We start from the raw sequence: 13494 nt of genomic DNA on the forward strand, positions 1-13494 counted from the left end.
GCGAGCAAAACGTAGAAAAATTTTCGTTACATAGAGGCAACCAAGCCTTACATCACCACAAAAGTCCTAGCGCCGCGAGGGTGCACAACGCTAGTGAAGCTCCCTGCAGAAGGCGTCTATCCAGACGGTGGGCAATAGCATCAGCCAAGGCGTTACCGATTAACACCATAGGCAGAAAGGTAAGCGCGACCTGAAAATGCCAAAGCTGAATCTGGTCAGCCAAGGCGAGGGTGATGAAGGTCAAGAGGGAGGTCAAAATGAAAAAGGCAGCTAAGTTGCCACGCACACGATCAGCAGGTAGGCCGTGCATTAAGAGCACGATGGGCGGGCCACCAATAGCCGCTACGGTGCCGAAAATACCTGAGAGCACCCCCGCGCCAAACAGCGTTATTCGGTTTACCGGCAGTTGAAAGCGGCACAAAGTGACGAGAACCGCAAACAACACGATCACTGCAATCAGCTTTTCTAACACAAACATGGGGGCGGCAAGCAGCAGCCAAATCCCCAGCGCATTACCGGGAAGGCGCCCCACTAGCGCCATGCCAATGGAGTCCAGGCGCACCTCGTGCCAGTAGTGACGCACCATCATTAGCGAGACGGTAAATCCAAACAACACTAGAACGACTGGCACCAGGCGAGGCTCTAGCATCAACAGTAACGGCGCGCCAATAATGGCTAAACCAAAACCGGTGGCGCGTTGGACAAAGGCACCCAGCAACAGTACGGCGGAGCAAGCGAACCAGGTACTCATGGGCATATTGACCCAAGCCAGCATGCTATCCATTCAACTTATCCATTCAACTTATCCATTCAACTTATCCATGCAAACTATCCATATGCTCTATCCATACGCCCTGTCCATACACCCTATCCATTTGAAAAATTATTCATCCGCAGCAGGTGCTTTAGTCAGTTTGCGTACACCGATATTGCCTAGCAACGCAGCACCCAGCATGGTGAGAACCATGGGCCAGAGATGCTCTACCTCGAATAGCCCTACCATCACTCCCGCGAGGGCGCCGCAGGTAAACTGAATGCCGCCCAGCAGCGCCGTTGCCGTGGCGCTGATATGACCAAAATGATCCAGTAACGACGAGATCGCGTTGGGTGTGATCAGCCCGATCATACCGGTAAACAGCATAATCAACGGCACCACGATCACTAGCGACGCAATGTCCAGGGCGGTCACCGCCACCAACCCAAGCGCGGCCACCAGCTGTATAAGCAACCCTAAACGCAAATTCTGCTGGGGAGTGCGCTTGCGGAGCAGATGAATATTGACCCGGTTAGAGAGCGCAATCACCACCACATTGACCCCAAACACCAGCGGATAAGTGCCAGGTGAGAGGCCAAAATAGTCGAGATAGAGAAACGGCGAAGCGGTCACGAAGGCAAACAGGCCCGCAAAGGAAGCCGCTACCGCACAGATATAGCCCATGCCTTCACGGTGCTTAAGCACGCTGGCGTAGTTGCGTATTACCTGCCGTGGTGAAGCGGCAGGCAACGACATGTCGCGGGTTTCAGGCAGACGCGTGCCTAACAACCAGAGTAAAAAACCTGCATAGACGGCCAGGAACACAAAAATCAGCCACCAGCCAGCCACATGCAGCAGCAAACTGCCCACCGCTGGCGCCACCAGCGGCGCCAGCATCATAATCATCGCCATGGTGGACATCACTTTAGCGGCCTCGCGCCCGCTAAAACAGTCGCGCACAATCGCCGCCGAATTGACTACACAGGCTCCTCCACCCAGCGCCTGGATAAACCTCCAGAGCAGCAGCGTGGGCAAACTGTCCACCATCGTAATAGCAAGACTCGCCAGCATAAACACCACCAGTCCACCTAGCAGCACTGGCTTTCTGCCCATGCGATCCGAAAGCGGGCCAAAGCAGAGTTGGCCCAGCGCAAAGCCGAACAAAAATACGCTGATGGAGAGTTCAGTACGATGAATACTGGCGCCGATGCTCTCGGCAATGATACCCATGGCAGGCAAATATGCGTCGATAGCAAAGGGTGCCAGCGCAGTATTGGCGGCCACCAACAGTGCTACCCGGCGAGGATTAAGATCCATGGGTCTCCTTAAGGCGATAATGCACGCACTGGAATAGATAGGCCGCTAATCATAGCCGATTTTAAGGCGTTTGTCGGGGTGGGGCACTATCGAACGATAGCCCTTGGAGATGGCCAGGGGCTTATCAAGGTAAGGAGAGCTTAGTGGTGCGTCGTGGCGTCTTGGGACTCAAGCATCTCAACCAGAGGCTGAAACTGCTCACGGTTATGCTCGTTCATATGCATTAAAATACGGTGGGCTTCCAGGATGCGATCACGCAGCCCCTCCTCGTCGGCTGGCTCTTGGGGCAGCTCTTCAAGCTCATTGTTGAGCGTACTCGCCTGTTGTAGCGGCGCTTCCATCAGCGTGAAAAAACGCGCAAAGCCCATCACATCCAGCATCTGCCGCACATCAGGATTATCGACAATAATCGTCGGCGGCTGCTCCAGGCGCCCTTTCACCGCCATCGCGACCTTGGCCAGAAAGCCAAGCGCCGTCGAATCGACATTGGTGGCTTCACGCAGGTCAATCAGCACGGCACGCAGGCCCGGCGTCTCGGCGAGACGTTGGGCTTGGGTATCCAGCGTGGCGCAGAGCGTCAAACGCACATCGCCACACAGTTTTAAAACAAAAACACCAGAATCGAACGCCGCTTTAATGCGGCCTTCTTCAATCAGCATGACCAAATCCGCTCACCATCATGATTGTTAGATCATCGGGTAAAGCATCGCGCTCTTGGTTGGCATCAAACTCCGCATCTCCTTCGGCAAGAAGTGCGTTTGTTTTTGCTAGCCGTTCGCGCAACTGCTCAAGCGTTACACTCTCGCTTACTAATTGCTCAAGCTCCTTGAGCCGCGTGTCGAGCGTTTTACCCGGCAAGCATTCCAATACTCCATCTGAGCAGAGCCATAGACGAAATTTATTCGGCAATGCACAACTCAGCGAAGGATACTCCACATCGGGGAAAAGGCCTACCGGCATTCCCTCTCCTTCCAAACGGCGTAGCTCTCCCTCTGCCGCCAATAGGGGCATGGGAAGCTGCGCGCCGAGCGAATAGTGCAGAGTATGCGCCTCGTGGTCAATAACACCGACAAATAAGGTGGCATGTTTACCAATATCGGTGCCCTGCAGCTCACGGTTCATCGCCTTTAACCAATCAGGCGGCAGATCTTCCGGATGCTGGCCATCCCACTCACTCAGCCAGCGGTTGCATAAATATTTGAGCAGCACGGTAACAAACGCCGACGAAGCGCCATGCCCCGATACATCGGCGAAATAGAAGGCGCTGTAGCGCTCGTTATAGCGTTGGTAATCGAGGAAATCACCAGACAAGTAGAGCGAAGGGGCGAATATATAGTCGTAAAACACCCCGTTAATCACCTTGGGCCGCAGCGGTAACAAACGCCGCTGAATATGCCCACCGCTCTGCTGATCCATCCGTAACAGCGCCAGATGGGTCTCCAGGCTCTCGTTTAACTCCGCCAGCCGCGCATGGTCACGCTCGCGCTCCAGCGCCAAATCGTTGAGCTCTATGGCCTTACGGATCATTCGTCGCAACAGCTCAGCGTGACGCAGCGGATGGACAATATAGTCCACCAGCCCTACATCAATCGCTTTGATCAAGTCGGCGTCCTGACGCGAGTCGCTAACGACCAACGTTGGCAGGCGTCGCGTTAGGTGTGTCCACTGCTGCCGCGGAACTGCTCGGGCATGGGCAACAATAAGCGCCGTGCCAGCGGGTAAATGCTTGATATCGTCAGCAGCAAACACCCACATGTCATCGCAGGTAATCGCTTCAGCAAGCGCATCGCGCTCACGACCGGGTTCGTCGATCACCGCGATCAACTGCTTAGAATGCTCCATCATGAGCCTCAATCGGTGACTTCGTCGCCACCAGAGTCACTGTCATCCTGACCACTGTTGTCAAAATCGCTGTCATCAAAGTCGAAGGTTTCGCTGGCAAAGGGGTCATCGCCCAATTCTCCATCGCTCACCTCAAATTGGCGGCTCTGTAAGTAAGCATCACGAATAAAACGGTATCGATCGCCGCGAATCAGCTCTTCCTGGTCGAGCAAACCCGCACGAATATCAATCACATTGAGTGCGGAAAGGCTCACTCGAACAGCATCGTCTTCTACATAATTAACGGGGTTCGTCGCCATGTTAGCGGGCATACCTGTGGTATCCCGCAGCGTGCTGGGGCCAAAGAAAGGCAGCACAAGATAACGCGAATCTTCCCACCCCCACACCGCTAACGTTTGGCCAAAATCTTCTTCATCCGCAGTAATTTCCATTAGGGTGGCATAATCTAACAGTCCGCCAATGCCTACCGTGGAGTTAATTAAAAAACGTGATGTGGCGAGACCCGCGTTGGCCGGTTTGCCTTGCAGAACGCTATTAAGCGCAGTACGCACTTCACCTAAGTTGGAGAAAAAATTACCTACGCCCGTTTCTACCGGGTCGGGGGTGACAGCGCGATAGCCTTTTGCCACCGGCTTGAGTGCGTAACGATCCAGCACATCGTTAAACGCAAACACTTTGCGGTTAAAGCCTTCCCAAGGGTCTTCGGGAGCAGCATTTTCCGCCATTTGTGTACTGGCACAGCCACCGCTTGCGAGTAACGTCACCAGCAGTAGTGGCACCCCTTTGCTACGCAGCGAAAGCGCAGGCTTTTCGTTATTTAACCACTGCCACATGACATTTTCCTTTTTCAATTCCCCTGCACCTTTACAGACATCTACAAACGACGAATAACCACGCAGCCCGCGCTATAGCCCGCGCCAAAGGAGCAAATTACGCCAATATCACCCTCCACAAGTTCCTCGCGATGGAGGTGAAAGGCGATGATAGAACCCGCTGAACTGGTGTTGGCGTAGCGATCCAAAATAATCGGCGCCTGTGTTTCACTCGGGTCATAGCCCAATACTTTGCGGGCAATCAGATCGTTCATATGTCGGTTAGCCTGGTGTAACCACATGCGCTTTAGATCGCCACCGGTTAACTCTAAGGAGGCCAAATGGTCGGTGATCAATTTAGCCACCATTGGGCAAACTTCTCTAAACACCCGACGCCCTTCCTGCACAAACAGCTTGTCCAAGGCGAGAGGGTCACTGTCCGTTACGCGGTTAAGGAACCCTGCATTATTACGGATCGCGTTGGAAAACTGGGTAACCAGCCGCGTACCGAGAATTTCAAACTGCTCATCGGCCACCGCAATGGCGCTACTTTCTAGTACTACAGCGGTACAAGCATCGCCGAAAATGAAGTGACTGTCACGGTCTCGAAAGTTGAGATGCGCCGAGCAAATTTCCGGATTGACCACCAGAGCGCGCTTAACACTGCCGGAGGCTATGGCATTGGCAGCCGTTTCAATGGCAAAGGTCGCTGAACTACAGGCGACATTCATATCAAACCCATAGCCGCTTGCTCCCAGAGCCTGCTGCACTTCCACTGCCACGGCAGGGTAGGCACGCTCCAGGTTTGAGCAGGCGACAATGACCAGTTCAATGTCAGTTGCATCCACCTGAGCGGCGGCCAGCGCCTGCCGCGCAGCAGCGGTTGCCATCTTGCACTGGATAGAAGGTTCGTCGTTGCCCCGCTGCGGCAGTTTAGGCCGCATACGCTGTGGGTCAAGGATTCCAGACGCATCGAGCACGTAGCGGCTCTTAATTCCGGAGGCTTTTTCGATAAATTCACTGCTGGAATGCGCCAGCGATTCACGCTCACCACGCTGAATCGAATCGGCATACTGCGCATTTTCAGCGTCTACCCAAGCATTAAATGCTGCCACCAGGGCCGCATTATCAATGGCGTGTTCCGGCGTATAGAGCCCTGTACCGGTTATCACCACATGTGTCATGCCAATCTCCTCTAAGCGGCTTGCCGACGTGACCGGCCATCAATGTAGCGTGCAACTTACGGCGAACCCATCACGTTACTGTGTGCGTAAAATAGCGGTTTTTCCAGCAACTTTTTTCAACCCCTAGCTAAACGCTAGTGATCTCTTGCCAGCGTTTTTCCAGTCGTTTTACCGACACCACCATGCTCGTCCCCAACTGCTGCGCGAATAGCGACACTCTAAGCTCTTGCAACCACCAGCCAAAAGCAACCAACTCAGGGTCTTCCACCCTTCCGCGTCGCTCACTTTCCCGGCGGGCATCAAAGCGAGCCTCTAATGCCTGGACGTCTTGCATCATCATTTGATCGCGACCGCGCTCACGGGCGGCTTTTTCAAGCCGAATGAGCGCCGCCTCGGTGTAGCGTGGGTATTCGTCAAGCCAGGCGCCCGCATCGCGGATAAAGCCTGGGTAAACCAGTCGCTGCATCTGCGCGCTAACATCGCTATATACCAGCGCCAGCGCAAAATTAAGTTTCCCTTTGAGCACCTTACTAACCGCCAGGTGGCCTTTTAGCGCAGCCTCTACCCGTACCAACAGCGCTTTCGCTTCGTCCACAAGTTGGCTCTGAGTAGCGCTTAGGCGCTGGCTAAACTCCCCTTCCGAGCGTGGCAGGGGGTGCTGAGCCACTACCTGAGTAAACACAGCTAGCAGCAGGTCATCAATCAAAGCTTGCTTACTGCCCACTTTGGCAAACAGCAGCGCGCACTTCTCAACACCCGGCAGTTGCTTAATCGCTTTAACCTGTTCGGGAAGCTTGGCAATCGCCAGCCGGGCAATGCCCTCTTGGTGAGCGGCATCAGCTTTTGCCGGGTGATCAAACAGCGCTACCTTGAACTCGTTGGCGTCAGCTGCAACCAATGCAGGATACGCCTCTACGCGAATACCTGCCTGGGTGGTAACACGCGAAGCTGGCAGCGGTGTCGTGGGCAGCCCGGCCACAGCGGGCTCATGGCTAACCTGTTCAGCCAGGGCCTGGGCGCCTGCGCTGGCTGCCGCTTCAAAGCGCTGCTCAAGGGCACGCAGATCGCGCCCCTGCCCTAGGATTTCGCCCGCATGATCGACCACGCGAATATTCATGATCAGATGCGGTTCGAGCAAGTCTAGGCGCCAATCGTCAGGATGCACCCGCGTCGATGTCCGGCGGCGAATAAACTCCCCTAACGCCTCAGTTAACGGGCGCTGATCGGGTACCAGTGTTTCCAGCGCCGCATCCACCCAATCGGGAATCGGCACCACCTGGCGGCGGATGCTTTTCGGCAGTGACTTCAGCAGCGCAATACACTTTTCACGCAGCAGCCCAGGCACCAGCCACTCCAGGGCATGCACCGGCACCTGGGGCAGCATGGCGGCGGGAACAGTCAGGGTAACACCGTCATCCTCGGCTTCAGGGTCAAAGTGGTAACTGACTGGATACGCGACGCCCGCCAGAATCAAATGATCGGGGTACTGCGCCTGGGTCACGTCCTTCGCGTCACGCGCCTTCAGCGACTCAATATCGAAGTGGAGTAATTGCGGCTCTTGCTGCTCGGCCTGCTTGCGCCAGTGCTCAAAGCCCTTGCCGTTGACGATCTCCGCCGGGATCCGCTGGTCGTAAAAGTCATAGAGCGTGTCTTCATCGACTAGAATGTCCCGCCGCCTAGCACGATCTTCCAGCGCCACAACTTCATCGATCAGCGCGCGGTTATGGGCAAAGAAGGCACCCTTGGTTTGAAACTCCCCTTCCACCAGCGCACGGCGAATAAACAGCTCCCGGGATTCCTGAGGCGCGATCGGCCCGTAATGTACCTTGCGCCGCGCCACAATCGGCAGACCAAACAGCGTGACCTGTTCAAAAGCCACTACCTGGGCGCGCTTCATCTCCCAATGGGGTTCGCTGTAGCTGCGTTTAACCAGGTGCTGCGCCTGGGGTTCAATCCACTGGGGATCGATTTTGGCCACGGTGCGGGCAAACAGCTTGGAGGTTTCCACCATCTCAAACGCCATGATCCACTTGGGCGACTTCTTGGCCAACCCTGAGCCAGGATGAATCATAAACTTGCGATTGCGGGCGCCGAGATACTCGCGGTTCTCCACCAACGTCCCCAGATTAGAGAGCAGCCCCGAGAGTAGCGCCTGATGCACTTTGCCCGACGTTTTACGCCGCGTTTGACGCGCCTGTTCTTCGCTCTCGTCTTCATTACGGGGCGGCGGCGCGGGCACGTCGATATCCATATCGCGCAGCAGTTGGCGCAGTTGGCGGAAGGTGTCGTGCCACTCGCGCATGCGCAGGTAGTTGATGTAGTGCTCGCGGCACCAGCGGCGCAGTTGATTACCTGAAAGCGCCTCACGGGCATTCTCAATGCCGTGCCAGAGGTTCAGCAAGGCGACAAAGTCGGAATCCGGATCGTGCCAGCGCTGGTGAGCTTGGTCCGCGGCTTGGCGCTTATCCGCTGGTCGGTCACGGGGATCTTGGATGGCCAGCGCCGAGACGACGATCAGTACATCTCGCAGGCTGCCGAATTCGACACCCGCTAGCACCATTCTCGCCAGGCGTGGGTCAATCGGCAGCCGCGCCAGCTTACGTCCGAGCGGAGAAAGGCGCTGTTTTTCGTCCACCGCGCCCAGCTCGAACAGCAGTCGGAAGCCGTCTTTAACAAAGCGGCTATCCGGCGGATCAACAAACGGAAAGGCCTCGATATCGCCGAGCTTGAGCCCCAGCATCGAGAGAATCACCGAGGCCAGGTTGGTGCGCTGGATTTCGGGGTCGGTAAAGCCGGACCGGGAGAGAAAATCCTCTTCGCTATAGAGGCGAATGCACACGCCTTCGGCAATCCGCCCACAGCGCCCTTTACGCTGGTTGGCACTGGCCTGGCTAACCGCTTCTACCGGCAGTCGCTGGATCTTGGAACGGTAGCTATAGCGGCTGATACGCACGAGGCCGGGGTCGATCACATAGCGAATTCCAGGCACCGTCAACGACGTTTCCGCGACGTTGGTGGCGAGTACAATGCGCCGGCCGCGGTGCGGCGCAAACACGCGGTTCTGCTCTTCGTTGGAGAGCCGTGCGTAAAGGGGCAGGATTTCGGTGCCTTTCAGCTCGGCGCGGCGCAGAGTATCGGCGGTTTCACGAATTTCGCGCTCACCGGGTAAAAACACCAGCACATCCCGGGGGCCGTGCAACCAACCTTTCTCGCGCTCAATGGCTTCAATCTCGTCCACCGCGTGCAGAATGCCCTCTTGCAGCGTTCGGTCTTCCTCATCGTCCTCGTCGCGCACCAGCGGCCGGTAGTGCACTTCTACGGGATAGGTGCGCCCGGTGACTTCCACCACAGGCGCGGGCGTTTTGGCCGTGCCGAAGTGCTTGGCAAAGCGCTCCACGTCGATAGTCGCCGAGGTAATGATGACTTTTAGATCGGGCCGCTTGGGTAGTAAGCGCTTGAGGTAGCCGAGCAGAAAGTCGATATTCAGGCTGCGCTCGTGGGCTTCATCAATAATGATGGTGTCGTAACGCAGCAGCAGCGGATCATGCTGGGTTTCGGCCAGCAATATCCCGTCGGTCATCAGCTTGACCAGGGTCGTCGGGCTGCTCTGGTCGGTGAAGCGCACCTGATAGCCCACCTGCTCGCCCATAGAGACTTCTAGTTCTTCCGCTAGGCGACCGGCGACACTGCGGGCAGCCAAGCGACGCGGTTGGGTGTGGCCAATTAAGCCACGGCGGCCCCGGCCCAGTTCTAAACACATTTTAGGCAGTTGGGTGGTTTTGCCTGAGCCAGTCTCCCCAGCCACCACCACGACCTGATGGTCGCGGATGGCGTTGAGAATATCTTCCCGCCGTTCGACCACCGGCAATTCTGGCGGGTAGTTGAGGGCGACCTTTTGGCTTTCGCGCTGGCTAAGCTGCTGCTGGGAACGGCTAAACTCACGCTCCACTTCGTCCAAACCACGACTAATCGGTTTGTTATCGCCTAGGCGGCGGTTTAAACCGGCCAGCCGTCGCTCCAGCCGCTCTGCATCGCGCAGCATCACATCGCCCGCGGCCTGTTTCAGCGACGCAAGACGTTGGCTATCGGTGGGGGCTGGGGATGTGTCGGTGGTCACGATTGAGTCGGCTTCCATTCGCTTGGGCATTTAACAAGAGATATTAGTAAGAGTTATAAAAAATCAACCCGCTCAATTGAGCGGGTCGTATAGTGTAACGCTTTCAGCTCCGCGACGCCTAACCACAAAGCAAGCAGGAAGCGGGCGAGCCCAGGTTTCCACAAGGGCGCTGTGAACCCATCCGTGGGCGCTACTTTCGCCATCCATGGCGAAAGACCCTTGTTACAACCTGCCCTCGCCCGCTAATCGAGTGTTTATTAATGGCTATCTGATTACGTTTTTGAGGGCTCTTCGTCACGCAGCTGGCGGCGAAGCACTTTGCCTACGTTGGTTTTGGGCAGCTCATCACGAAACTCGATGATCTTGGGCACCTTATAGCCAGTGAGCTCTTTTTTGCACCAGTCGCGTAGCGTTTTTTCATCTAGCTGATCATTTTTACTGACCACAAACAGCTTTATGGCTTCGCCAGAATTTTCATCCGGCACGCCGACCGCTGCAGACTCAAGTACATCCGGGTGTGCTGCCACCACATCTTCAACTTCGTTGGGATAAACATTAAATCCAGAAACCAGGATCATATCTTTCTTGCGATCAACGATGCGGATATAGCCATCATCTTGTAGCACAGCAATGTCGCCGGTGTGGAACCAGCCATCCTCATCAATGGCGTCACGGGTTTCGTCTTCGCGCTGCCAGTAGCCTTTCATCACCTGCGGCCCTTGCACGCACAGTTCTCCAGGCTCGCCTAGCTCAACGTCGTTGCCATCGGCGTCGACGACTTTTACCGCAGTGCCTGCCACGGGCTTACCGATAGTGCCCAGTTGAATCGCATCGGTGGGGTTGAAGCTGACAATGGGAGAAGTCTCGGTCAAACCATACCCTTCGGCAATTGGACAACCGGTGGTTTTTTCCCAACGCTGCGCCGCGGCTTTGGTCAGCGCCATGCCGCCGGAGATCGTCAGCTTCAACTTGGAAAAATCGAGCTGCTTGAAGTCGTCGCGATTACACAGCGCATTAAACAGCGTATTGAGGCCGATAAAAGCGGTAAAGGGCAGCCCCTTAAGCTCTTTGACAAAACCATCCAGGTCGCGAGGGTTAGTAATCAGCAAAGAGTGGTTACCGGTTTCCATTAGGAACAGGCAGTTAACCGTAAAGGTATAGATGTGATAAACCGGTAGCGGTGCGATAACCAGCTCTTCGCCATCGGTCAGATGAGGGCCAATCGCTTCCCGCGCTTGAAGCATATTGGCGATGAGATTGCGATGGGTCAGCATGGCGCCCTTGGGCATACCCGTAGTGCCGCCAGTGTATTGAAGTGCGGCTAACTCGTCAGGACTTCTCTTGACCTCGGTATGGCTTAGCGAGGCACCTTTTTTCAATGCATCGCGAAAACCCACTGCACTGGGCAGTGAATAAGCAGGCACCATTTTCTTAACGTGCTTGACCACTGCATTGATTAACCAGCGCTTGGGAGCATCGTGTAAGTCGGCTAGCTGGGTGACTAAAACGTGTTTGATATCTGTTTTATCGAGCACTTTCTCCAGCTTGTCGGCCATATTGGCCAAAATCACAATGGCCTTGGCATTGGAGTCCTTGAACTGGTTGGCCATTTCCCGCTCGGTATACAGCGGGTTGGTGTTGACCACTACCAAGCCTGCACGCAGTGCACCGAATACCGCTACCGGGAACTGCAGGACGTTGGGCAACTGGATGGCAATACGATCACCGGGAACGAGGTCGGTTTCGTGCTGCAGCCAAGCGGCAAAATCTGCGGAAAGGCGATCGAGGTCGGCAAAAGTGAGCGTTTTCCCCATACAGGAAAATGCAGGCTTGTCCTTAAAACGTTCTACTGCGGTATGAAAAACATCCGTGACTGAATCGTACTGATCCAACCCTTCAAGCGCTGGGCCACGTAAAACGGCGGCATTGGCGTGTTCGCTCATGGGCAATCTCCGCTATTAGCGTCGGTGTAAATCACCGACCTTGTTGTTGTCGCTAGGCTCTATCTGAAAATAGGTTAAGGTACCCAACGATATACGACCTCTAACAGGCTGTAAAACGATCGATTGAAACTGACGTTTCAACTTTAGCCCATAGTCGAGTTCAATTGATGCGCTGCTACTTCCCTCAATCCAATTTAGTAGATCGTTTATTTATGGACAGTAACGCGCCTGAATTTCTCCATCGCGCCAGACCAATAGCTCACCCGGCACCATGCGCTGCCAGGCTTCATTATGCGTGAGCGGCTCGGTGGCAATGACTGAAACGATGTCGTTAGGCGTGGTATGTTCGGCAAAATTCACCGTCATCTCGGCGTCGGAGAGTTCCGCCTCGCCGAAGGGCGCACAGCGAGTAATATGCGCAAGCTTCGTGGCGCAAAATGTATACAGGTAGGTTCCATCGGAGAGCAGCATATTGAACACGCCCAGCGCTCTTAGCTGCTCACATAGCTGGTGCAAACGCTGCCACAGTGTTGCGGGATCAGCGGGCGGGGAAGGAAACTCGCGGCGAAGCTCGCCCATTAACCAGCAGTAGGCGTGCTCGCTATCAGTGCTGCCAACTGGGGTGTAATTTCCTAATGCTAGGCGCTCCCAGCCACTTAATTGGCCATTATGGGCATAGCACCAGGGCCGCCCCCACATTTCTCGCGTAAAGGGGTGAGTGTTGGCAAGCTTTACGCCCCCCACATTGGCTTGACGAATGTGACTGATCACTACATTGGACTTAATCGGGTAATCGCAAATTAGCCGGGCGATGGGGGAATTAATGGAGGGATGGGGGTCGCGAAAATCGCGGTAACCGCCCTCTTCGTAGAAGGCAATTCCCCAACCATCGCGATGAGGGCCGGTGCCCCCACCGCGATGCAAAAAGCCCGAAAAACTAAAACAGATATCGGTGGGCACATTGGCGCTCATACCCAGCAGTTCACACATACGCTTTACCAATACACAGACACCCGGCGTTCTCTGCAAAAGCATTGAACCTAAACACAGCCATTAACCAATCACCGGTTCGCGACGGCGTGGTGATTCACTTTCATCGGCTCTCTCTTCTTCCTGGAAGACATATTCATCGTCCCCAGGACGGCGCCACCACCACAGAGCAACGCCAATCAGCGCGCCTAATGTCATCCCTAACACCAGCCACATTAGCCCGCCACGAAGTGCTGCGCCGTTGTTTTCTAAAAACCCAACCGCCGCCACCATCGCCGAAGGTGCCCAACCGGTATAGAATTCACCCTCTTCGATTAGCGGCAGCCGGAAAGTGGCAGGTGCCCATATCGCCCCTGCCACCATCCAGGTCAGCACAAGACGTGGCAAGCGAGGCAGAAAAGTGAGCGCAAAATAGACCGCGACAACCACTAACAGCGACAGCCCGTAATAACTCAACCACAGTAGTGGCGTTGAATTTGCAAACAGCATAATACCCCTCATATGGGTGAGCTCACCCGACGTTGATTTCCCGTTA

The 13494-nt window shown here is 55.4% G+C and carries 10 protein-coding genes; all 10 read right to left on the reverse strand.

Annotated elements, in window-relative coordinates; translation table 11 throughout:
* Positions 1-52 precede the first annotated feature (52 nt).
* Positions 53-784: a sulfite exporter TauE/SafE family protein gene (locus tag KF947_RS03060; RefSeq protein ID WP_133732725.1), complete on the reverse strand. Its 732-nt coding sequence runs from the start codon at positions 782-784 to the stop codon at positions 53-55.
* A gap of 99 nt (positions 785-883) precedes the next feature.
* Positions 884-2071, reverse strand: coding sequence for a multidrug effflux MFS transporter (locus KF947_RS03065; protein ID WP_133732726.1), 1188 nt, complete (start codon positions 2069-2071; stop codon positions 884-886).
* Between the two features lie 140 nt (positions 2072-2211).
* On the reverse strand, positions 2212-2730 hold the full coding sequence (locus tag KF947_RS03070; RefSeq protein ID WP_133732727.1) for an STAS domain-containing protein: 519 nt from the start codon (positions 2728-2730) through the stop codon (positions 2212-2214).
* Positions 2720-3913: a PP2C family protein-serine/threonine phosphatase gene (locus tag KF947_RS03075; protein ID WP_133732819.1), complete on the reverse strand. Its 1194-nt coding sequence runs from the start codon at positions 3911-3913 to the stop codon at positions 2720-2722. Before KF947_RS03075 ends, KF947_RS03070 begins: the two co-directional genes overlap by 11 nt.
* An 8-nt stretch (positions 3914-3921) precedes the next feature.
* A complete protein-coding gene (locus KF947_RS03080) occupies positions 3922-4746 on the reverse strand; it encodes a VacJ family lipoprotein (RefSeq protein WP_133732728.1) in 825 nt (274 codons plus the stop codon).
* 41 nt (positions 4747-4787) lie between these two features.
* Positions 4788-5909 (reverse strand): beta-ketoacyl-ACP synthase III, encoded by a 1122-nt coding sequence (locus KF947_RS03085; protein WP_227405418.1) that lies wholly within the window; start codon positions 5907-5909, stop codon positions 4788-4790.
* 127 nt (positions 5910-6036) lie between these two features.
* Complete coding sequence (gene hrpA / locus KF947_RS03090) at positions 6037-10044, reverse strand: ATP-dependent RNA helicase HrpA (protein ID WP_227405419.1); 4008 nt, start codon at positions 10042-10044, stop codon at positions 6037-6039.
* A gap of 254 nt (positions 10045-10298) precedes the next feature.
* Positions 10299-11969, reverse strand: coding sequence for an AMP-binding protein (locus KF947_RS03095; RefSeq protein WP_227405420.1), 1671 nt, complete (start codon positions 11967-11969; stop codon positions 10299-10301).
* A gap of 210 nt (positions 11970-12179) precedes the next feature.
* Positions 12180-12959 carry a class II glutamine amidotransferase gene (locus KF947_RS03100; protein WP_227405421.1) on the reverse strand — a complete coding sequence of 260 codons (780 nt, stop codon included), beginning with the start codon at positions 12957-12959 and terminating at the stop codon, positions 12180-12182.
* Positions 12960-13022: 63 nt separating this feature from the next.
* Positions 13023-13448 carry a hypothetical protein gene (locus KF947_RS03105; protein ID WP_227405422.1) on the reverse strand — a complete coding sequence of 142 codons (426 nt, stop codon included), beginning with the start codon at positions 13446-13448 and terminating at the stop codon, positions 13023-13025.
* Positions 13449-13494: the final 46 nt, after the last annotated feature.

Source organism: Halomonas sp. FeN2, assembly GCF_020595105.1.
In the GTDB taxonomy this organism is placed as follows: domain Bacteria; phylum Pseudomonadota; class Gammaproteobacteria; order Pseudomonadales; family Halomonadaceae; genus Vreelandella; species Vreelandella neptunia.

Coding starts and splice junctions, on each gene's coding strand:
- KF947_RS03060 (WP_133732725.1), bottom strand. CDS start 784: ATGGATAGCATGCTGGCTTGGGTCAATATGCCCATGAGTACCTGGTTC.
- KF947_RS03075 (WP_133732819.1), bottom strand. CDS start 3,913: ATGGAGCATTCTAAGCAGTTGATCGCGGTGATCGACGAACCCGGTCGT.
- KF947_RS03080 (WP_133732728.1), bottom strand. CDS start 4,746: ATGTGGCAGTGGTTAAATAACGAAAAGCCTGCGCTTTCGCTGCGTAGC.
- KF947_RS03100 (WP_227405421.1), bottom strand. CDS start 12,959: ATGTGTGAACTGCTGGGTATGAGCGCCAATGTGCCCACCGATATCTGT.
- hrpA (WP_227405419.1), bottom strand. CDS start 10,044: ATGGAAGCCGACTCAATCGTGACCACCGACACATCCCCAGCCCCCACC.
- KF947_RS03070 (WP_133732727.1), bottom strand. CDS start 2,730: ATGCTGATTGAAGAAGGCCGCATTAAAGCGGCGTTCGATTCTGGTGTT.
- KF947_RS03105 (WP_227405422.1), bottom strand. CDS start 13,448: ATGCTGTTTGCAAATTCAACGCCACTACTGTGGTTGAGTTATTACGGG.
- KF947_RS03085 (WP_227405418.1), bottom strand. CDS start 5,909: ATGACACATGTGGTGATAACCGGTACAGGGCTCTATACGCCGGAACAC.
- KF947_RS03095 (WP_227405420.1), bottom strand. CDS start 11,969: ATGAGCGAACACGCCAATGCCGCCGTTTTACGTGGCCCAGCGCTTGAA.
- KF947_RS03065 (WP_133732726.1), bottom strand. CDS start 2,071: ATGGATCTTAATCCTCGCCGGGTAGCACTGTTGGTGGCCGCCAATACT.